The organism is Aeromonas sp. SrichE-2G (assembly GCF_017939565.1).
Lineage (GTDB): Bacteria > Pseudomonadota > Gammaproteobacteria > Enterobacterales > Aeromonadaceae > Aeromonas > Aeromonas taiwanensis.
Map to the genome: position 1 here is coordinate 16,562 of NZ_JAGKRG010000058.1, position 22,014 is coordinate 38,575.

Annotated in this window: 17 protein-coding genes; 10 read left to right on the forward strand and 7 right to left on the reverse strand. The window is 62.3% G+C overall.

Annotated elements, in window-relative coordinates; genetic code table 11:
* Positions 1-6: 6 nt before the first annotated feature.
* From bacA to galE, 6 genes are all read right to left on the reverse strand, one after another.
* Entirely contained in the window at positions 7-822 is an 816-nt protein-coding gene (bacA, locus tag J9885_RS19490) for an undecaprenyl-diphosphate phosphatase (protein WP_210550476.1), read from the reverse strand.
* A gap of 263 nt (positions 823-1,085) precedes the next feature.
* Positions 1,086-2,081, reverse strand: a complete 996-nt coding sequence (locus J9885_RS19495) for an aldo/keto reductase (protein ID WP_210550477.1) — start codon at positions 2,079-2,081, stop codon at positions 1,086-1,088.
* Positions 2,082-2,103: 22 nt separating this feature from the next.
* Positions 2,104-3,114, reverse strand: coding sequence for a galactose-1-epimerase (locus J9885_RS19500; RefSeq protein ID WP_210550478.1), 1,011 nt, complete (start codon positions 3,112-3,114; stop codon positions 2,104-2,106).
* Positions 3,111-4,259: a galactokinase gene (galK, locus tag J9885_RS19505; protein WP_210550479.1), complete on the reverse strand. Its 1,149-nt coding sequence runs from the start codon at positions 4,257-4,259 to the stop codon at positions 3,111-3,113. The genes J9885_RS19500 and galK overlap by 4 nt, the downstream gene beginning before the upstream one ends.
* On the reverse strand, positions 4,256-5,302 hold the full coding sequence (locus tag J9885_RS19510) for a UDP-glucose--hexose-1-phosphate uridylyltransferase (protein ID WP_210550480.1): 1,047 nt from the start codon (positions 5,300-5,302) through the stop codon (positions 4,256-4,258). Before J9885_RS19510 ends, galK begins: the two co-directional genes overlap by 4 nt.
* Positions 5,303-5,351: 49 nt before the next feature.
* The gene (gene galE / locus J9885_RS19515) at positions 5,352-6,365 is read right to left on the reverse strand and encodes a UDP-glucose 4-epimerase GalE (protein WP_210550481.1); all 1,014 of its coding nucleotides are present in this window, start codon (positions 6,363-6,365) and stop codon (positions 5,352-5,354) included.
* A 216-nt stretch (positions 6,366-6,581) separates the two neighbouring features.
* On the opposite strand from galE, the gene J9885_RS19520 reads away from it, so the two are divergent.
* From J9885_RS19520 to J9885_RS19550, 7 genes are all read left to right on the forward strand, one after another.
* The gene (locus J9885_RS19520; RefSeq protein WP_210550482.1) at positions 6,582-7,586 is read left to right on the forward strand and encodes a substrate-binding domain-containing protein; all 1,005 of its coding nucleotides are present in this window, start codon (positions 6,582-6,584) and stop codon (positions 7,584-7,586) included.
* A 336-nt stretch (positions 7,587-7,922) separates the two neighbouring features.
* Positions 7,923-8,063, forward strand: coding sequence for a hypothetical protein (locus J9885_RS19525; protein WP_210550483.1), 141 nt, complete (start codon positions 7,923-7,925; stop codon positions 8,061-8,063).
* Between the two features lie 185 nt (positions 8,064-8,248).
* Complete coding sequence (locus J9885_RS19530; protein WP_210550484.1) at positions 8,249-11,323, forward strand: beta-galactosidase; 3,075 nt, start codon at positions 8,249-8,251, stop codon at positions 11,321-11,323.
* Positions 11,324-11,541: 218 nt separating this feature from the next.
* Positions 11,542-12,528: a galactose/glucose ABC transporter substrate-binding protein MglB gene (mglB, locus tag J9885_RS19535; RefSeq protein ID WP_043808467.1), complete on the forward strand. Its 987-nt coding sequence runs from the start codon at positions 11,542-11,544 to the stop codon at positions 12,526-12,528.
* A gap of 54 nt (positions 12,529-12,582) precedes the next feature.
* Complete coding sequence (gene mglA / locus J9885_RS19540) at positions 12,583-14,103, forward strand: galactose/methyl galactoside ABC transporter ATP-binding protein MglA (protein WP_043764025.1); 1,521 nt, start codon at positions 12,583-12,585, stop codon at positions 14,101-14,103.
* A gap of 14 nt (positions 14,104-14,117) precedes the next feature.
* Positions 14,118-15,128, forward strand: coding sequence for a galactose/methyl galactoside ABC transporter permease MglC (gene mglC / locus J9885_RS19545; protein ID WP_043764024.1), 1,011 nt, complete (start codon positions 14,118-14,120; stop codon positions 15,126-15,128).
* 58 nt (positions 15,129-15,186) lie between these two features.
* Entirely contained in the window at positions 15,187-16,920 is a 1,734-nt protein-coding gene (locus J9885_RS19550; protein WP_210550485.1) for a methyl-accepting chemotaxis protein, read from the forward strand.
* A 768-nt stretch (positions 16,921-17,688) separates the two neighbouring features.
* Here J9885_RS19550 and J9885_RS19555 read toward each other — a convergent pair.
* On the reverse strand, positions 17,689-17,865 hold the full coding sequence (locus tag J9885_RS19555; protein ID WP_134694276.1) for a hypothetical protein: 177 nt from the start codon (positions 17,863-17,865) through the stop codon (positions 17,689-17,691).
* A 747-nt stretch (positions 17,866-18,612) separates the two neighbouring features.
* Between J9885_RS19555 and arcA the strand changes: the two genes are divergently transcribed.
* The 3 genes from arcA (at position 18,613) to argF (ending at position 21,898) form a co-directional block, all read left to right on the forward strand.
* Entirely contained in the window at positions 18,613-19,833 is a 1,221-nt protein-coding gene (arcA, locus tag J9885_RS19560; RefSeq protein WP_043764021.1) for an arginine deiminase, read from the forward strand.
* A gap of 61 nt (positions 19,834-19,894) precedes the next feature.
* Positions 19,895-20,821 carry a carbamate kinase gene (locus J9885_RS19565; protein ID WP_210550486.1) on the forward strand — a complete coding sequence of 309 codons (927 nt, stop codon included), beginning with the start codon at positions 19,895-19,897 and terminating at the stop codon, positions 20,819-20,821.
* 72 nt (positions 20,822-20,893) lie between these two features.
* Complete coding sequence (argF, locus tag J9885_RS19570) at positions 20,894-21,898, forward strand: ornithine carbamoyltransferase (RefSeq protein WP_042025270.1); 1,005 nt, start codon at positions 20,894-20,896, stop codon at positions 21,896-21,898.
* Positions 21,899-22,014: the final 116 nt, after the last annotated feature.

Sequence of the window (22,014 nt, forward strand, 5' to 3'; positions counted from 1 at the left end):
AGTCTGTCAGGCCACGAAGACCAGGTAGACGGCGAAGGCCACCACGAAGCGGTAGATGGCGAACGGGATGAAGTCGAGGCGACGGATCAGCGCCAGGAAGGTCTTGATGGCGATCATGGCCACCACGAAGGCGGTGACGAAGCCTACCGCGAACATGGGGAAATCGGCCATGGAGAGGAAGTCGCGGCTCTTGTAGAGGTCCAGGCCGCTGGCCGCGATCATCATGGGCACCGCCATGATGAAGGAGAACTCGGCCGCCGCATGACGACTGATCCCCATCAGCATGCCGCCGCTGATGGTGGCGCCGGAGCGGGAGAAGCCGGGCCAGAGCGCCAGGCACTGGAACAGGCCGATGCCGAACGCCTGCTTGTAGCTGATGTCGTCCAGGGTCTCGGCGCGCACCGCAGGGCGGAACTTCTCGGCGATGATGAGCAGGATGCCGCCGGCCACCAGGGCATACATCACGGTCTGGGGGCCAAACAGATAGGCCTTGATCCAGCTGTGGACCAGCAGCCCGATGACCACGGCGGGCAGCATCCCGAGGATGACGTGCACCAGCGTCAGGGTGGCCTGGCCCTGCGGCGGCTTCTGGCCGAAATGAATGCCGATGAGGCCAAACAGGCGGCGCCAGAACATGACGACCACCGCCAGGATGGAGCCCAGCTGGATCACCACCTCGAAGGTGGCGGCCTTGGGGCCTTCAAACCCGAGCAGGTGGCCGACGATGATCATGTGGCCGGTGGAGGAGACGGGCAAAAATTCGGTCAGGCCTTCCACTATGCCCAGCACGAAGGCGACAAACAGGGCGTAGGATTCGGTCATGGTGCAGATCTCTTGGTTGATGTGTCTGGATAAAATCAGCCCCGATCAGGGTCGGGGCGGCCAATGATGGCGGAAAATCGCGCGGGCAACCAGAGATTATTGGGGGCCGTGTCTGCGAACCCGGCCGACCCCTCTTGTGGGAGAGGGGCGGGGTAGGTAGCTCCCCTGTTTTCCGGGGAGCGGGGCCGGCGCCGCCATGGTCACGTCATTGTCTGACATGACCTTTTGTGCGGACTGACGGCGCGGGCCGGCGGCTCATCCCGTTATGTCAGCACGGACAGGATCTGCTGCTGCAGGGCCTCCTCCAGGGGCGGCTGGGCCAGGGCGTCGACGGCGCTCGCGATCTGCTGCGGGTTGCTGGCACCGATGAGGGCGCAGCTCACCACGGGGTCGCGCAACACCCACTGCAGCGCGAGCTGTGACAGGGGTTGTCCCCGCTGCTGCGCCAGTTCGTGCAGGGCACGGATCCTGGCGAGCCTCTCATCGGTGAGCTGTTCGGGCTTGAGGAAGGGGCTGCCGCTGGCGGCGCGCGAATCGGCGGGAATGCCGGCCAGGTAGCGATCGCTCAGCAGCCCGCCGGCCAGGGGGGAGAAAGCGACCACGCCCATGCCGTGTTCGCGGCAAACCGGCAGTGTCTCGGCCTCGATGTCGCGCTGGAACAGGGAGTATTTGAGCTGGTTGACCAGGCAGGGGGTGCCGAGCTCCGCCAGCCGGGTCGCGGCCTTCGCCGCCAGTTCGGCCGGGTAGTTGGAGAGGCCGACGTAGAGCGCCTTGCCCTGGCGCACCATGAGTGCCAGCGCCTGGCAGGTCTCCTCCAGCGGGGTGCGGGGGTCGGGCCTGTGGTGATAGAAGATGTCCACGTAGTCGAGGCCGAGCCGGCGCAGGCTCTGGTGCAGGCTGGCAAACAGGTATTTGGCGCTGCCCCCATCCCCGTAGGGGCCGTCCCACATCACGTAGCCCGCCTTGCTGGCGATGACGAGCTCGTCCCGATACGGCGCCAGGCTGCCCTTGAGCAGTTTGCCGAAGGTGATCTCGGCGCTGCCCGGCGGCGGCCCGTAGTTGTTGGCGAGGTCGAAGTGGGTGATGCCCAGATCGAACGCCCGGTGCACCATGGCTTTCGCCGTGGCGGGGTCGCATCCTTCCCCGAAGTTGTGCCAGAGCCCGAGACCTATGCCGGGCAGGCGCAGACCGTGGCGACCGGCGGGTCGATAGGCCTGGCGTTGGTAGCGGTCGGGCGCGGCGAGGTAGTGTTCATCCATAACGACTCCTTGCGTGTTCGGATCAGGGGCTGGGGAAGAAGCGGTAGCGGGTCTGGTGGCGATAGCGCTCCCCCGGTAGCAGCCAGGGATCGCCGAGGGCCGGCCGGTTCGGGCTGTCGGGCAGCTGCTGCGCCTCCAGGCAGAAACCGTCGTAGTCCCGATAAGGCTGGCCATTGCGATCCATCGTGCCGGCCAGCCAGTTGCCGCTGTAGAACTGCAGCGAGGGCTGGTTGGTGTGCACCACCATCGCCAGCTTGCCGTCCCCCGAGACCACCCTGGCCGCCCAGGGCTGATCGGGGCTGTCGGGCAGGGCATTGCCCTGATGGGGGGCCGGGTCGGCGTTGAGAAGGAAGGCGTGATCATACCCCTTGGCCAGCCGCTGCTGGGGATGGCTCATCCACTCCTGGCCGATGAGGCGCGGAGCCCGCAGATCGAAGGGACCCTCCACCGGAGTGATGGCCAGCGGCAGACTCTGCTCGTCGGTGGGCAGGAAGCGGTCGGCGTTGAGGCTGATGCTGTGACTGCGGATGTCGCCGTCCCCGTCCAGGTTGAAGTAGGCGTGGCTGGTGAGGCTGACCGGGGTCGCCTCATCCGTGCTGGCGCTGAAGTCGACCACCAGATCGTGGTGCTCCAGACGGTACTCCAGGGTCACTCTCAGATTGCCGGGAAAGCCCTGATCCCCCGCCCGTGAGATCAGGGCCAGCCTGACCCTGTCCGCCTCCTGCTCCTTGATCTGCCAGTGGCGGCGGTGAAAGCCCTCGCGCCCGCCGTGCAGGCAGTTGGCCCCCTGATTCGCGTCCAGGGGCCAGCGGTCGTCCCCTCGCACCAGTTCGGCCCCCCCGATGCGGTTGGCGAAACGCCCAGCCACGGCCCCCAGCCACACCTGCTGGTCGGGGTAGGCGGCATCGCTGCAGCCCAGCAGTACCTCCCGCCGCATACCGGCCACCGGCAGGCTGAGGGAGGTGAGGGTGGCCCCGAAGTCGAGGCCGCGCAGGCGCAGCCCCTCCTCGTTTTCCAGTTCGAAGGAGGTCATAGCTTGCCTGCCCCGGCGCTGGCGCGACAGACGTAGCAGTCCGCCTTGAGACCGAATTTGGCCGGGTATTGGGCCTCGACCACGGCGATCACCTCGGCCACCTTCTCGGGGCGCAGCAGGGCGACCACACAGCCACCGAAGCCGCCGCCAGTCATCCGCACGCCCCCCTCGGTGCCGATCTCGGCCTTGATGATCTCCACCAGGCCGTCGATGGCGGGCACGGTGATCTCGAAGTCATCCCGCATGGCGGCGTGGGACTCGGCCATCAGGGCGCCGAGGCGCACCAGATCGCCGGAGGCGAGCGCATCGGCGGCCGCCAGGGTGCGGGCGTTCTCCCCGACCACGTGGCGGGCGCGGCGATAGCAGGCCTCGTCCAGCCCGGCCTTGCCCGCTTCCAGGGTCGCCAGATCCAGGTCGCGCAGCGCCTTGACCCTGTAATGGCGGGCGGCACTCTCGCACTGCTGGCGACGGGTGTTGTATTCGCTGTCCACCAGGCCGCGGCGCACGTTGGAATTGACGATGAGCACCGCCAGATCCGCGGGCATGGGGATGAGACGGGTTTCCAGGGAGCGGCAGTCGAGCAGCAGGGCGTGATCCTTCTCGCCGCTCGCGGAGATCATCTGATCCATGATGCCGCAGTTGCAGCCGACGAACTGGTTCTCCGCCTGCTGGCCGTTGAGGGCGATCTCCGCCTGGCTGATGTCGAGTCCCTGGGCCTCCTTGAAGGCCTGGCCGATGGCCACCTCCAGGGAAGCGGAGGAGGAGAGCCCGGTTCCCTGGGGTACGTTGCCGGAGACCACCAGGTTGAGACCGCGCAGGGCATAACCACGCCCCTGCAGATGTTTCACCACCCCGCGGATGTAATCGCTCCAGCGCTGGTCCGGGTGATGGGTGATGGGTTTGTCCAGATCGAACAGGTCGCGCTGGTTGCCGTAGTCGGCGGCGACCACGTGCACCAGGTTGTCATTCCGCAGGCCGATGGCGACACAGGTCTCGTAGTCGATGGCACAGGGCAGCACGAAGCCGTCGTTGTAGTCGGTGTGCTCGCCGATGAGGTTGACGCGGCCCGGGGCGCGCACCAGCAGATCGGGTTGCTGCTCAAACTGCTCGGCAAAGACGGCGCTGACGCGTTGGCTCGGGGTCATGGGGTCACCTCACTGGCTTTGTAATGAACGGGGGAAAGGGCGCGCAGGCGCTCTGCGGCCTGCTCCGGCGTCAGATCGCGCTGGGTCTCGGCCAGCATCTCGAAGCCCACCATGAACTTGCGCACCGTGGCCGAACGCAGCAGAGGCGGGTAGAAGTGGGCATGCAACTGCCACGCTTCGGGGCAATCGGTGCGGGGGGGCGCAAAGTGCCAGCCCATGGAGTAGGGGAAGCTGCACTCGAACAGGTTGTCGTAGCGGCTGGTGAGCTCCTTGAGCGCGATGGCCAGGTCCTGCTGCAGCTCGGGAGTGAGGTCGAGCAGGGAGGGGACGTGGCGCTTGGGCAGCAGCAGGGTCTCGAACGGCCAGGCGGCCCAGAAGGGGACCACAGCCAGCCAGTGTTCCGTTTCCACCACGATGCGCGAGCGATCCGCCAGCTCCCGCTCCACGTAGTCGACCAGCAGCGGGCGGCCGTGCTCGGCCAGCCAGGCGCGCTGGTGCTCCTCTTCCCGGGCGATCTCGTTGGGCAGGAAGTCGCTGCCCCACAGCTGGCCGTGAGGATGAGGGTTGGAGCAGCCCATGACGGCGCCCTTGTTTTCAAAGACCTGTACCCACGCCCACTGGGCAGACAGCTCGGCCACCTGATCCATCCAGGTGGTGATCACCCCCTCGATGGCGGGCAGGGGCAGCTCGGGGAGAGTCTTGCCGTGATCCGGCGAGAAGCAGATGACCCGGCTGGTGCCGCGGGCGGCCTCCAGCTTGAGCAGGGGATCCGGCGCCGCATCGCTCGGCGGGGTGTCCTGCATCAGGGCGGCGAAGTCGTTGGTGAAGACGAAGGTGCCCTGATACTCGGGGTTGATGTCACCAGTGACCCGCTTGTTGCCCGCGCAGAGGAAGCAGTCGGGATCATGGGCCTGGCTCGGCGCCTGGCTGACTTTTTCGACCTGGCCTTGCCAGGGGCGCTTGGCCCTGTGGGGAGAGACCAGCACATACTGGCCGGTCAGCGGGTTGAAGCGGCGGTGGGGGTGATCAACGGGGTTGAACATCATCACTCCAGTCTATGAGTTGAAGAAATCCGGAGGCGCAGGCCTGGGCCTACTCCTCGTAACCATTGGGGTTGGCGGACTGCCAGCGCCAGCTGTCGGCACACATGGTCGCGAGATCCCGGCTGGCGTGCCAGTCCAGTTCCCGTGCGGCCTTGGCCGGATCTGCCCAGCACTCGGCGATGTCGCCGGGACGCCGGGGCTCGATGCGATAGGGCAGAGGACGGCCGCAGGCTGTCTCGAACGCCGCCAACATCTGCAGCACGCTCTGGCCCTGGCCCGTGCCCAGGTTGTAGGGGTGGACGCCCCCCCGGCCGGCGCAGTGGTGGAGCGCCTTGACGTGCCCCTCGGCGAGATCCATCACATGGATGTAGTCGCGTACCCCGGTGCCGTCCACGGTAGGGTAATCGTTACCAAAGACCGAGAGGCTGTCGCGGCGGCCGATGGCGACCTGGGTTAAAAAGGGCATGAGGTTGTTGGGAATGCCCTGGGGATCTTCCCCCAGGGTGCCGGATTCGTGGGCCCCTACCGGGTTGAAGTAGCGCAGCAGGGTCATGCTCCAGTGGGGCTCGGCAGCCTGCAGATCCTCGAGGATCTCTTCGATGATCAGCTTGGATCGGCCGTAGGGGTTGGTGGCGCTGCGTGGGAACGCCTCCTTGATGGGGGTACTGGCCGGGTCGCCGTAGACGGTGGCCGATGAGCTGAAGACCAGGTTGTGTACCCCTGCCCGCTTCATCGTCTGCAGCAGCACCAGGGTGCCGCCGAGGTTGTTGTCGTAGTAGTCCAGCGGCATGCGGGTCGACTCCCCGACCGCCTTGAGGGCGGCGAAGTGGATCACCGCCCCTATCTCCTGTTCGGTGAAGATGCGATCCAGCAGGGCCGCGTCGCGGATGTCCCCCTGATAGAAGCGGGGAGCCTGCCCGCTGATGGCGGCGACACGGGTCAGCACGCCGGCCTTGCTGTTGCAGAGATTGTCCACCACCACGGGCTCCATGCCCGCGGCCTGCAGGGCCAGACAGGTGTGGCTGCCGATGTAGCCACAACCGCCGGTCACCAGTACTTTCATCCTCTTCTCCACCCTCGTTTCCTCACACAGGAAAAGCCTGAGGAGGAGTCTAGCCGAGGGGCAGACGGGCAAACTGTGAGCCGCTTAACAAATACGTGTAAACGATTACACCATTTTTTGTCGTCATGAATATCGTGATATGACTTTTTCCACTGTTATCAGGGACATTGACCGGTATAATGCGATCTATCGAACCGTGAAATAAGTGAAAACAGCATGAGCACCATCAAGGATGTCGCCCGTTTGGCCAACGTTTCGGTGGCAACGGTTTCACGGGTGATGAACAACTCACCCAAGGCCAGCGCCGCCTCCCGCGAGGTGGTGCTGAAAGCCATGGCCGAACTGGGCTACACCCCCAATGCCAACGCCCGGGCTCTGGTCAGCCAGACCTGTGACACCATGGGCGTGGTGGTGGGCGACGTGGCGGATCCTTTCTTCGGTGCCCTGGTCAAGGGGGTGGCCGCGGTGGCGGTGGAGCAGGGGCTGCACTTGCTGATGGGTAATGGTTTTCACCGTGCCCAGCAGGAGCGGGAAGCGATCGAGCTGCTCATCGGCAAGCGTTGCGAGGCGCTGGTGGTGCACAGCAAGGCGCTCGACGATGAAGAGCTCATCGACTATGCCCTGCGGGCGCCCGGCATGGTGCTGATCAACCGCGACATTCCGAGCCTGAGGGGGCGTTGTATCGCCCTCAACAACCGGTTGGGGGCGGCGACTGCGACCCGCCATCTGCTGGATCTGGGTCATCGCCACATCGCATTCCTGAGCTCGGATCACGCCATCGAGGATGCCCTGTTGCGCCATCAGGGCTATCAGGATGCGCTGGCGGAGGCGGGACTGAGCACCGATCCCGAGCTGGTGGAGAGCGGCATGCCCAATGAAGAGGGTGGTGAGCGCGCCATGCTCAACCTGCTGGCCAAGGGGCTGCCCATCACGGCGGTGGTGGCCTACAACGATGCCATGGCGGCGGGGGCCATCTCGGTGCTGGCTGACAACGGCTTCAAGGTGCCGGAAGAGGTCTCTGTGGTGGGGTTCGATGATATCATCTACGCGAGATACTTGCGGCCCAAGCTCTCCACCATGCGTTATCCCATCGAGCTGATGGCGGCCCAGGCGGCCAAGCTGGCGTTGCAACTCGCCGCCGGGGAGGGCGAGTCGGTGCAGAGCCGCATCTACACCCCGACCCTGATCAACCGCCACTCAGTGGCGCCCGTCAGGCTCTGATCCCGGGCTGCCCACCTTCTTTCAAGCCTGCCATGCGGTCCCGACCCCGTTGCCGCCACCCTGGTGACGGGGTGGCGGCCTCGCCTCCCTGATTGCCGCCTGCACCCTTATCTGCGCATTGTTCTCCGTCCAGATCGACTGATGCCGCTACCTGGTGGTGATGGGCGTCCTCGCCTGTCGACAGCGCACCGAGCCACGTACTGTCCTTCTGCCCCGATCTCACGGCGGATGCCGCCACCGGGCGGTGGGCATCGTATTGCCCTTTCACGAGATCCACCTAGGTGTTGCTCCCTTGCCACTATTGCGGCCCGGGTGTGGGGATGGCGGTAACAAGAGGTGGTCGTTCGCCCCCTGCCTCTGCGCGGCGGCTCCGATCCCCTGTCCGATGCGGTCACCCCGGCGGCGGGATGGCGGCGGCAAGAACTCATCCCTGCCCGCATCTTTATCAACCATCAGCTCCCGGTCTCCGAGCCGTGAATCCCCGCTTTTTACCCCCGTGCTGACCGGAACGGGCTTTTACCAGCATTTATCCTATTTTTACTCCGTTTTACTTAACAAAATGAGTGTAATCGTTTACATCGTTGTGAGCGGGATCGCCGATCCACGGCCAAAACTTCCCTACACTGCAATGGTTTTCAGCGCTCATGCAGGGAGAGAAAGAGATGCTCAGGGAGATAGTGGCCCGTCAGGACTGGCAGACCCAGGCGATTACGTCGGTGAATCGGCTGCCCGCCCATACCCCCTTGTCCAGTTGGCGTGACGAGGCCGAGGCGCGGGCCGGCTTGCCTTCCCCCTCCTGCCTGCTGCTCGACGGCGAGTGGCGCTTCTCCTTCTTCGATGCGCCGGAGTCGGTGCCCGAGTCCTGGGTGAACGAGGATCTGGGGGACGCGACCGCTATCCTGGTGCCGGGCAACTGGCAGCTGGATGCGGCCTACCCAGGGTTGCGGCCTGTGACCGATGTGCCCATCTACACCAACATCAAGTACCCCTTCCCCTGCGATCCGCCCCGGGTGCCCGCCGAGAATCCCACCGGCTGCTACTCCCGCGTGTTCGACTTGCCTGCCGGCTGGCTGGCCGGCGGCCAGACCCGGATCATCTTCGGCGGGGTGGACAGCGCCTTCCACCTGTTCTGCAACGGCCGCTGGGTCGGCTACTCCCAGGACAGCCGGCTGCCCGCCGAGTTCGATCTGACTCCCTTCCTGCAGGCCGGCCAAAACCGGCTGGCGGCCCTGGTGCTGCGCTGGTCCGATGGCTCCTACCTGGAGGATCAGGACATGTGGCGCATGAGCGGCATCTTCCGCTCCGTCAGCCTGCTGCACAAACCCGGGCGCCGCCTGCTGGACATACGGCTGACGCCGGTGCTGGACGCCTGCTACCGGGATGCACGCCTCAAGATCGATCTGCAGGTCAATGAGGGCACCGGACTGGCTGTGGAGGCCAGGCTCTATTTCGGTGAGACGCTGATCGCCGAGCGACGCCAGCCGCTCGGCACCGGGGCCATCGACGAGAAGGGGGCCTACGGAGACAGGAGCGAGGTCTGGCTGGAGGTGGCGGCACCGCACAAGTGGAGCGCCGAGACCCCCCATCTCTACCGCCTGACCCTGACCCTGCTGGACGAGCAGGGGGAGTCCATCGAGAGCGAGGCCTATGACGTGGGCTTTCGGGCGGTGGAGATCCGCGGCGGTCTGCTGCGGGTCAACGGCCAGCCCCTGCTCATTCGCGGTGCCAACCGCCACGAGCACCACCCCGCCACCGGGCATGCGGTGACGCCTGCCGACATGGAGCAGGATCTGCTGCTGATGAAGCGGCACAACTTCAACGCGGTGCGCTGTTCTCACTATCCCAACCACCCCGAGCTCTATCGCCTGTGCGACCGGCTCGGTCTCTACGTGGTGGACGAGGCGAACCTGGAGACCCACGGCATGACCCCCATGGGGCGGCTGGCGCGGGATCCCGCCTGGAGCACCGCCTTCCTCGAGCGGGTCACCCGCATGGTGGCGCGGGACTTCAACCACCCCAGCATCATCATCTGGTCCCTCGGCAATGAATCCGGCTACGGCCCGGCCCACGACGCCATGTACCAGTGGGTCAAGGGCTGCGACCCCAGCCGTCCCGTGCAGTACGAGGGGGGCGGGGCCGATACCCAGGCCACCGACATCATCTGCCCCATGTATGCCCGGACCCATCAGGATCAACCCTTCCCGGCCGTGCCCAAGTGGGCGCTGGCCAAGTGGATCGGCCTGCCGGGGGAAACCCGGCCGCTGATCCTGTGTGAATACGCCCACGCCATGGGCAACAGCCTGGGGGGCTATGCCCACTACTGGCAGGCGTTTCGCGATCATCCCCGCCTGCAGGGCGGTTTCGTCTGGGATTGGGTCGATCAGGGGCTGGACAAACAGACCGACGACGGCCGCCACTTCTGGGCCTATGGGGGAGACTTCGGCGATACCCCCAATGACCGCCAGTTCTGCTGCAACGGCCTGTTATTCCCCGATCGCACGCCCCATCCGTCGCTGTTCGAGGCCAAGCGTGCCCAGCAGCCCTTCGTGCTGACCCTGGTCAGCCAGCAGCCGCTCAAGGTCGCGATCACCAGCGAGTACCTGTTCCGCAGGACGGACAACGAAACGCTGCACTGGCGGTTGTGCGAGGACGGCATGGTGGTGAGTCAGGGTGAGTGCTCGCTTGAGCTGGTGCCCCTGGACTGCGTGACCCTGACCCTGCTGGAGCGCTTGCCTGCCTTTGCGGCGGGGAGCCTTGCGTGGCTGGATCTCGCCATCGTACAGCACGGCGCCACGGCCTGGGCCGAGGCGGGGCACGAGGTGGCGCGCCAGCAATGCATGCTGCCGACGCCCCTGGCCATCCCGGCGGCGTTCAGCCCCGCCACCCTGAGCGAACAGGGTGATCACTGGCAAGTGCGTACGACAGGGGGAGAGTGGCAGCTCGACAAGGCCAGCGGCCGAGTCGCGAGCTGGCAGAAGCAGGGTCGGGAGCGGCTGAAAGACGCCATTGCCGACCACTTCTATCGGGCACCACTCGACAACGACATCGGCACCAGCGAGGCGGATCACGCCGATCCCAACGCCTGGATCGCCCGCTGGCAGGAATCCGGACTCAACGCACTGGCGCACCGCTGTCTCGACCTGACGGTGAGCCCTGATCAAGGGACGGTGACGGTGCGACACGGCTACTTCGTCGGGGCCGAACTCAAGCTGCTGACCCGCTGGCACCACAAGTTTGCCAGCGACGGAGCCATGCACCTCGCCATCGAGGTGGAGGTGGCCGGTGACATGCCCTCCTTGCCGCGCATCGGTGCCCGGCTCTGGCTGGCTGACGAGCTGGCTGACGGTGACGAGGTGAGCTGGCTGGGACGCGGTCCCCACGAGAATTACCCGGACAGGCTGCTGGCCGCCGACGTGCAGCGCTGGCAACGGCCCGCCTCGGCCCTGCACACCCCCTATGTCTTCCCGACCGACAACGGCCTGCGCTGCGATACCCGTCAGCTGCAATTGGGGGATCTGGCGGTGGAGGGACGCTTCCACTTCAGCGTCAGCCGCTACAGCCAGCAGCAGCTCGCTCAGGCCCGTCACCAGACCGATCTGGTGGCCCTAGGGGGGACTCACCTCTGCCTCGATGGCTTCCATATGGGGGTGGGCGGGGATGACTCCTGGAGCCAGAGTGTGCGGCCCGAATTCTGGTTGTTGCCTGGAAGTTACAGCTGGAACTGCATTTTGCGCTAGATAGTCTAGTCTCTTATGGCAAGGCCTCGAAGGAGGCTGCTATGGGCATAACTATTTAATTTTTAACAATATTGTCGCTATGTAACAGAGTGTAAACGTTTTCATTTTGTTGCCATGATCACAGACCGTCACACAACAAACTGATTACATTAGGCTGGCGCCAGTTCACATGGTGTACAGCATTCCCTACAAAAACAGATAGAGATCGGAGCATAACAATGAAAAAACTCACGACAGTTGCCACCTTGCTGATGGGACTGATGGCGGGAGCCCAAGCCCAGGCCGATACCCGTATCGGTGTCACCGTCTACAAGTATGACGACAACTTCATGGCCGTGGTGCGCAAGGCCATCGAGAAGGAAGCGACAGCCAACCCGGGTGTCGAGCTGCTGATGAACGACTCCCAGAACGACCAGTCCAAGCAGAATGACCAGATCGACGTCCTGCTGGCCAAGGGTGTGAAAGCGCTGGCCATCAACCTGGTCGACCCGGCTGCGGCCTCTGTCGTGATCGAAAAGGCCCGTGCCGACGAGATCCCCGTCGTGTTCTACAACAAGGAACCGAGCGCGGCGGACATGGCCAGCTATGACAAGGCCTACTACGTGGGTACCGACTCCAAAGAGTCCGGTATCATCCAGGGTCAGCTGATCGCCAAGCACTGGAAAGCCAATCCGGCCTGGGATCTGAACAAGGATGGCGTCATCCAGTTCGTGCTGCTCAAGGGTGAGCCTGGCCACCCGGATGCGGAAGCCCGTACCACCTACGTCGTCAAGACCCTGAACGACGGCGGCATCAAGACCGAGCAGCTGCACATGGATACCGGTATGTGGGATACCGCCATGGCGAAGGACAAGATGGACGCCTGGATCTCCGGCCCGAACGCCAACAAGATCGAAGTGGTCATCGCCAACAACGACGGCATGGCGATGGGCGCTGTTGAATCCCTGAAGGCACAAGGCAAGAGCGCCATCCCGGTGTTCGGCGTTGACGCCCTGCCGGAAGCCCTGGCCATGGTCAAGAGCGGCGCCATGGCGGGTACCGTGCTGAACGACGCGGCCAACCAGGCCAAGGCGACCTTCGATCTGTCCAAGAACCTGGCCGAAGGCAAGCCGGCCGGTGAAGGCACCAACTGGAAGATCGACAACAAGATCGTGCGTGTTCCTTACGTGGGCGTGGATAAAGACAACCTGTCCCAGTTCGAGTAATTCCCTCCTCCCGGGCAAGGGTGATCCCCTTGCCCTCTGTTCCAACCAGATGTGATGGCTGATATGACAACACGGCAACAATCAGAATGGCTGTTGGAGATGATTGACGTCAGTAAGAGTTTCCCTGGCGTCAAGGCACTCGATAAAGTCAATTTACGGGTCCGTCCTCATTCTGTGCATGCGTTGATGGGCGAGAATGGCGCAGGCAAGTCCACGCTGCTCAAGTGCCTGTTCGGCATCTACGAGAAGGATGAGGGCAAGATCTTCTTCAAGGGGGAGGAGATCAACTTTACCTCCTCCAAGGAGGCGCTGGAGAACGGTGTCTCCATGGTCCACCAGGAGCTGAACCTGGTGTTGCAACGCACCGTGATGGACAACATGTGGCTCGGCCGCTACCCCACCAAGGGGTGGTTCATCGATCACGGCAAGATGTATGAAGAGACCAAGCAGATCTTCGACGAACTGGACATCGACATCGACCCCAGGGTCAAGGTCGGTACCCTCTCCGTCTCCCAGATGCAGATGATCGAGATCGCCAAGGCATTCTCCTATGACGCCAAGATCGTCATCATGGACGAGCCCACCTCCTCCCTGACCGAGAAAGAGGTCAACCACCTCTTCAAGATCATCAACAAGCTCAAGGAGAAAGGCTGCGGCATCGTCTACATCTCCCACAAGATGGAAGAGATCTTCCAGCTCTGTGACGAGATCACCATATTGCGGGATGGGCAGTGGGTGGCGACCCAGCCACTCAAGGGCATGACCATGGATCAGATCATCGGCATGATGGTCGGTCGCGAGCTGACCCAGCGCTTCCCGGAGAAAACCAACCAGCCCAAAGAGGTGATCCTCGAAGTCGAGCACCTGACGGCCAAGAACCAGCCTTCCATCCAGGATGTGACCTTCAACCTGCACAAGGGGGAGATCCTCGGCATCGCCGGTCTGGTGGGGGCCAAGCGCACGGACATCGTCGAGACCCTGTTCGGCATCCGCGAACGCAGCGAGGGGACCATCAAGCTGCACGGCAAAGAGGTGGCGAACCACAATGCCCACGAGGCGATCCAGAATGGCTTCGCCCTGGTGACCGAGGAGCGCCGCTCCACCGGTATCTATTCCCGTCTCGACATCGCCTTCAACTCCCTGATCGCCAACATGGACAACTACAAGGGTTCCATGGGGCTGCTCAGCGACAACAAGATGAAGAGCGACACCCAGTGGGTCATCGACTCCATGCGGGTCAAGACACCGACCCAGCAGACCCAGATCGGCAGCCTCTCCGGCGGCAACCAGCAGAAGGTCATCATCGGCCGCTGGCTGCTGACCCAGCCCGAGATCCTGATGCTGGATGAACCTACCCGCGGCATCGACGTGGGGGCCAAGTTCGAGATCTACCAGCTCATCCTCGAGCTGGCGAAGAAGGACAAGGGGATCGTCATCATCTCCTCCGAGATGCCCGAACTGCTCGGCATCACGGATCGCATCCTGGTCATGAGCAATGGCCGGGTCGCGGGGATCGTCAACACCAAAGAAACTGACCAGAGCGAGATCCTGCGCCTGGCATCTCTGTACCTATAAGACAGGAAGACATTATGGAGTCGGCTAAAAAATTCAATCTGATGCAGGCGCTCAAAGAGAACGGCATCTATGTGGTACTGCTGGTGCTGCTCATGGTCATCGTGATCAAGGAGCCCTCCTTCCTCAGTCTCACCAACTTCAGCAACATCCTGACCCAGTCCTCGGTGCGGATCATCATCGCGCTGGGGGTGGCGGGCATCATCATCACCCAGGGGACCGACCTGTCGGCCGGTCGTCAGGTCGGCCTGGCTGCGCTCATTGCGGCCACCATGCTGCAGGCCCTGACCAACGTCAACAAGGTGTTCCCCTCTCTGGGTGAAGTGCCCATCCCGGCGGTGATCCTGCTGGTCTGCGCCGTGGGTGCCTTGATCGGCCTCATCAACGGCCTGATCGTGGCCTACCTGAACGTGACGCCCTTCATCACCACGCTGGGCACCATGATCATCGTCTACGGCATCAACTCGCTGTATTTCGACTCCGTGGGGGCTTCTCCGGTGGCCGGCTTCGATCCCCGCTTCTCCAGCTTCGCACAGGGGTTCATCCGGATAGGCGGATTCAAGCTGTCGTATCTGACCTTCTATGCGGCCATCGCCAGCGTCTTCGTCTGGGTGCTGTGGAACAAGACCCGTTTCGGCAAGAATATCTTCGCCATCGGTGGCAACCCGGAAGCGGCCAAGGTGTCCGGCGTCAACGTCGCCGTCAACCTGGTGATCATCTATGCCCTGGCCGGCGTCTTCTATGCCTTCGGCGGCATGCTGGAAGCGGGCCGTATCGGTAGTGCCACCAACAACCTGGGCTTCATGTATGAGCTCGACGCCATCGCGGCCTGCGTGGTGGGCGGGGTGTCATTTGCCGGTGGTGTGGGGACGGTGGCCGGTGTCATCACCGGGGTACTCATCTTCACACTGATCAACTACGGTCTGACCTACATCGGGGTCAGCCCTTACTGGCAGTTCATCATCAAGGGCGGCATCATCATCCTGGCGGTCGCGCTGGACTCCATGAAGTACGCCAAGAAGAAGTAAGCATTGGCAGAGAGGGCTGGAGCAATTCCAGCCCTCTTCATTTGGAGGGACCCATCCCATGCCATTCAAAGTCAAGATCAACGTCCTCCTGCTGCTCGCCATCCTGGCTACCATCGGCACCGCCTGGTTCAGCGTCAATCACTTCATCAGCAGTTACATCCGCACCCAGGCGACCCAGAACATCAACGAACAGATCACCCTGGTCAGGGAGAAACTGGCGGACGACATCAATCAGAAAGTACTGCTGGCCGCCAACCTCAACCTCGGGGTCACCAGCGTCAAGAAGGCGCTGCAGGAGACCGGCTTTCACAACATCGTCAAGGTGATTGGCGACATGGCGTTCGACGCAAATGGCGTCATCGACGACAAGGCCAGGGTCGATGCCCTGCGCAAGCAGATCCCCGCCGCCAACAACCAGATCACCGTGAGCCCGCTGGAGCAGCTGGACGACAAGCCGGTCATCTCCATTCTGGTGCCGCGAGGGGCCGACTCCGCCTACCTCTATTACCTCGACATGAGCGAGTTCAAAACGCTGCTGGCGAAGGTGAGCGGAGAGGGGCGTTACTTCTCCCTCACCGACAGCCAGGGCCAGGTGCTCTACAGCAGCAAGCCCGGTGGAGAGGTCGAGAGCCGCCCCAACAAGCTCGACATCCGGGGCAGTCAGTGGACCCTGACCGGGTACGTGGATCTCGACCATATCCGGGCCATGACCCAGGCCCTCAACGGCAAGATCACCCTGGCCCTGCTCGGGGTCGCAGCCCTGGTGCTGGCAATCTCCATGGTGGCGCTCAACCTGGCCTATCGCCCGATTCTCTCCCTGCGCGACCTGGTGCAGGAGCTGTCCCAGGGCAATGGTGACCTGACTCGCCGGCTCACCGTGACCAGCAAGGATGACCTCGGCCAGATCTCGGCGGGCATCAACCGCTTCATCGAGCGACTGCAGGAGATGATGGGGGAGGTGCGGCACGCCAGCGGCCAGCTCAACGACGGGATTTCGGATCTCGCGCGGGAGACGGGGGCGGCCCAGGGGCTGCTGGCCGAGCATGTGCGGGAGACGGAGCAGGTCGTCACTGCGATCAACGAGATGAGCCGCACCGCCGTCTCGGTGTCGGAGAGTGCGGCCAGCACGGCCCAGCTGACCGGCCAGAGCCAGCAGCTGGCAAGCCAGTCACGCCAGGTCGTGGATCAGGCCATGGCCAGCGTGACCGCCCTGGTGACCGAGGTGGAGGCCACGGCCCACTCCATCGAGGCCATGCAGCAGGATGTGCAGCAGATTGGCTCCATACTCGGGGTCATCGGCAGCATCGCCGAGCAGACCAACCTGCTGGCCCTCAACGCCGCCATCGAGGCTGCCCGGGCCGGTGAGCAGGGACGCGGATTCGCCGTGGTGGCCGATGAGGTGCGCTCCCTGGCGGGCCGCACCCAGCAGAGTACCGCCGAGATCCAGACCATGCTGACCCGGCTGCAACGAGGCGCCCAGACAGTGGTGGTGGCCATGGGCAACACCCGTCAGAGTTGTCAGGATGCGGCAGAAAACACCGGTAAGGTGAATGCGTCGCTGGATTTGATGGCGGGGGAGGTGGTGGAGATCAACGATCTCATCAGCCATATCGCCACTGCGGCGGAGCAACAGAGCGCCGTTGCCGAGGAGATCAACCGCAACATGAGCGCCATTGCCGAGGTGATTACCCAGCTCAAGGGCAATGGGGAGCGGACGGTGCACAGCTCGAACGCCATGCAGCACACCTATGACAGGTTGCGGGAGATAGTGGGGCACTTCCGGCTGGAGTGAGAGACGTTGGCCGAGGCAAAAAACGGCCAAAAAAGATGGGGGCGACTTGCGTCGCCCCCGATAGTCTTATCGCTCATATCCTTGAACGAAGTTGCTCCCTGCAATCCCTGACTATACCTCTTCCTTTAGGTTTCCCCTTCCCAATCCTTTGGGGTGTCCTTTAGCCATCATGGCCTGACGAGTCATCCATTCCCGCCGCACTTTCTCCGTCCTGGGAGGTGTCCTTTACCACATCCTGTGGTGAGTCCATTTGCCCAACCCTGGCAGCCAGTCATCCTGACCGACTTCATTGCGTCCGTGCAGGAGTAACTATAAGGATTTCCCGCAGGGCGACAACAGCATGTTGAAAAACGTTTTTGCGAAACTCGTTTCTTGCGAAATGAAATAACGATTATTTTGTTATTAATCATCATCTTGAAGATTTTATCTGCGGGTTTTTCGCGCTTATCTTCCGACTATGGCGAGAGCTTTGTGGGATGTTTGCTTACGCATTCTATGGCGAATGTCTTACAAGCCATTTAACTGGGGTTCAGAAATGACGTGAAGAGAGGTGTCGATCGCAGATGAGCACATCCTGGAGTATCGAAGGGAAATGGGATGACCGGGGGCCGATCCCGCCAATGAGCGGGCAATGCGGCAGCGAATACGGCAACTGGCAGGGCTGTGGTGTGAGCGGCTGGGTACCAGCTGAGTGGGGAGGCGCCGAGTGGAGGGTGTCGGACTCGGGCTTCCACCCAAGAGGAGGACATCTCCCCCTGGGTGAGCGGATCAGTGGTGCTGGCTACCACCATACCATTGGCAGAGGTAGGCGGGGATCAGCATCTGGGGGGCCTGGTCAACATGGCATACCACCAGCGGCATGGCGGGGGCTCCCTGGGCGTGGACCAGGGCCGGGGCCAGGGGAAGGACCAGGGCGACGAACAGAAACAGCGGCTTGATCTTCATGGTTATCTCCTTGGTAAGGGAATTTGGTGTGATCCAAGTCACTTTCTGAGTTAAGGCGAACCATGGCCTGGTGCAAGGTGATGCAAAAAATTCAACTAATGAAAAAACTTTAAATCCCGCCTGCAATGAGGCGGGTGAGAGAAACGCCGTCAGGAAGCGCCCAAAATGCATATTCATATAAGCGAGATGGGGGCATGACGGGAGGGTGGGAGCGTTGCCGCGCGACCTGGCACAGATGCCATGATCTGGAACAAAAAACGGATTATTCAACCGAAATGGAGAAAGTGACTATTTATGTGGTGACTCTCAGGGGGATGAATGACGATAAATTCATGGATGGATATAAAAAATTCAAATACTAAAAAAATCTTTTTTATCTGATTGATTATAAAGATATTTTAAAATCATGGATATCTCTTTATGGATAGCTTAAATGAATGAAAACGCTATCTTGCTGGGATTTTTATGGGGATTTTTGCTTGTTTATGCCGTGTTTGCTCAATGGCAAATATCGTTTATGTACACTCCGTCATAAATTAACTCCTGAATTTATGCAGTCTCGGTTGAATGTGATCAATGTCCAAGTTTGGTGTGGCTGCCAGTCCTAATCTCTGCATCGAAAGGCAAGGGCAGGATAGAACACAAGCTGAATACCCTATATAAAGAATATCCCGCCTTAGCCACGAGCCAGAATAGAAGGAATCTATTCAATCACTCGCAGGGACCACTGCTAGACGGAATATAATCATGAGCAAATTTTATGTAGGTTCTGAAGTTGGCCAGTTGCGCCGCGTCATGTTGCACCGCCCCAACCTCAGTCTGAAGCGTCTGACTCCTTCCAACTGCCAGGATCTGCTGTTCGATGACGTCCTGTCCGTGGAACGCGCCGGTCAGGAGCACGACAAATTCGCTCAGGTACTGCGCGATCAGAATGTCGAAGTCTTCCTGCTGACCAATCTGCTGGCGGAAACCCTGGACGTGCCGGAAGCCAAAGCCTGGCTGTTGCAGCATCAGGTCTCCGACTATCGTCTCGGCACCGCGCTGGCCAACGACGTGCGCTGCTTCCTGGCGGACATGCCCCATCGCGAGCTGGCCCGCATTCTCTCCGGCGGCCTGACCTACTCCGAGATGCCCTACAGCGGCGTCAACATGGTGGTCGGCATGCACGCCCCGACCGATTTCATCATCGAGCCGCTGCCCAATCACCTCTTCACCCGCGACACCTCCTGCTGGGTCTATGGCGGCGTCTCTATCAACCCCATGGCCAAGGCCGCCCGTCGTCGCGAGACCAACCATGTGAAGGCCATCTACCGCTGGCACCCGCAGTTTGCCGGTCAGGACTTCATCAAGTACTTCGGTGACGAAGACCGCGACTACGACAACTCCACCATCGAAGGGGGTGACGTCCTGGTCATCGGCCGCGGCGCCGTGCTCATCGGCATGTCCGAGCGCACCACGCCGCAAGGGGTCGAGCACCTGGCTCGCAGCCTGTTCAAGCACGGCCAGGCCAAACAGGTCATCGCCATGGAGCTGCCGAAACACCGCAGCTGCATGCACCTGGATACCGTCATGACCCACATGGACATAGACACCTTCTCCGTCTATCCGGAAGTCATCCGCAAGGATGTGAACTGCTGGAGCCTGACCCCGGGCGGTGCCACCGGCATGAACATCAAGGAAGAGGGTTACTTCGTGACCGCCATCGAGAAGGCGTTGGGCGTGGATCAGCTCAAGCTCATCACCACCGGCGGTGACAGCTTCGAGGCCGAGCGCGAGCAGTGGAACGACGCCAACAACGTGCTGACCGTGCGTCCCGGCGTGGTGGTGGGTTACGAGCGCAACACCTACACCAACGAGAAGTACGACAAGGCTGGCATCACTGTGCTGCCCATCCCGGGCGAAGAGCTGGGACGTGGCCGCGGCGGCGCCCGCTGCATGAGCTGCCCGATGGAACGCGACGGCATCTGACAAGACGGCGTGGCGCCGGCAGAGGCTGGCGCCACACAGACCAAGACTCGAGAGTAACATCATGAAAAAACCAACTGTCGTCGTCGCCCTGGGGGGCAATGCCCTGCTCCGTCGTGGCGAACCGCTCGAAGCGGATATCCAGCGCAAGAACATCGCCACCGCCGCCAAGACCATCGCCCGCATCGCCGAGGATTACAACGTGGTGCTGGTGCACGGCAACGGCCCGCAAGTCGGCCTGCTGGCCCTGCAGAACAGCGCCTATACCAAGGTCTCCCCCTATCCCCTGGATGTGCTGGGCGCCGAGTCCCAGGGCATGATCGGCTACATGCTGATCCAGGAACTGAAGAACCTGATGCCGAGCCGCAACGTCACCGCCCTGCTGACCCAGGTGCAGGTCGACCCCGAGGATCCGGCGTTCGCCAACCCGACCAAGTTTATCGGTCCCGTCTACGAAGAGGCGGAAGCCCGCGCCCTGGCCGCCGAGAAGCAGTGGTCGGTCAAGGCCGACGGCAAGTTCTTCCGCCGCGTGGTGCCGTCTCCGCTGCCCCAGCGCATCGTCGAAGGTGACGCCATCGAAACCCTGATCGCCCAAGGCCACCTCATCATCTGTACCGGTGGTGGCGGCATCCCGGTGACCTGGGATGGCCAGAGCCTGACCGGCATCGAAGCCGTCATCGACAAGGACATGTCTGCCGCCTACCTGGCCAAGCAGATCAAGGCCGACGCCCTGCTGATCCTGACCGATGCCGATGCCGTCTACCTGGACTGGGGCAAACCGACCCAGCGCCCGCTGCGGGTCACCAGCCCGGACGAGCTGGCCGGGGTCAAGTTCGATGCCGGCTCCATGGGGCCCAAGGTCGAAGCCTCCTGTGAATTTGTGAAAGCCACCGGCGGCATGGTGGGGATCGGTTCCCTGGAAGATGGTCTGGCCATCCTCAGAGGCGAAGCCGGCACCAATATCGTTGCCACCAACACAGTGAATGCCTGAGTAACCGAACAAATTTTGCGTAGTCAACACTACTGCCCCAATTGGTCTGAACAAATATAGAGAGAACTCATCATGGCTTTTAATCTGCGTAACCGTAACTTCCTGAAACTGCTGGACTTCACCCCGCGCGAAATCCAATACATGATCGATCTGGCCATCGACCTGAAGAAGGCCAAGTACGGTGGCTATGAGCGCAAGCATCTGGTCGGCAAAAACATCGCCCTGATCTTCGAAAAAACCTCCACCCGCACCCGTTGTGCCTTTGAAGTGGCGGCCTTCGACCAGGGCGCCCAGGTCTCCTACCTCGGCCCGAGCGGTTCCCAGATCGGTCACAAGGAGTCCATGAAGGACACCGCCCGCGTACTGGGCCGCATGTATGACGGCATCGAATACCGTGGCTACGGCCAGGAGATCGTGGAAGAGCTGGGTGCCTACGCCGGCGTGCCGGTCTGGAACGGCCTGACCAACGAATTCCACCCGACCCAGATCCTGGCCGACTTCATGACCATGCTGGAGCACGGCAAGGGCAAGCGCCTGGATCAGATCAAGTTCGCCTACCTGGGTGACGCCCGCAACAACATGGGCAACTCCCTGATGGTCGGCGCCGCCAAGATGGGCATGGACATCCGCCTGGTCGCACCGAAGGCCTTCTGGCCGGAAGAGGAGCTGGTTGCCCAGTGCCGCCAGATCGCCGAAGAGACCGGTGCGCGCATCCACCTGACCGAAGACGTGAAAGAGGGCGTGCTGGGTGCCGACTTCCTCTACACCGACGTCTGGGTCTCCATGGGTGAGGCGAAAGAGGCCTGGGATCAGCGCGTGAAACTGATGACCCCGTATCAGGTCAACATGGACGTCATCAACGCCACCAAGAACCCGGACGTGAAGTTCATGCACTGCCTGCCGGCCTTCCACAACGACGAGACCACCATGGGCAAGGAAGTGGCCGACAAATACGGCATGAAAGGCCTGGAAGTGACCGAGGATGTGTTCGAGTCCGAGCACAGCATCGTGTTCGACGAGGCCGAAAACCGGATGCACACCATCAAGGCAGTGATGGTTGCTACGCTGGGCGACTGAGGTCGCAGTAGTGGTGCCGGGGGGTGACCCCCGGCTTTTCGACCATGTGACAGCGGAACAACACCTCTAACCCTACGACCCGCAGCCTGCATGGATACCACACCCACAGAAGGAAG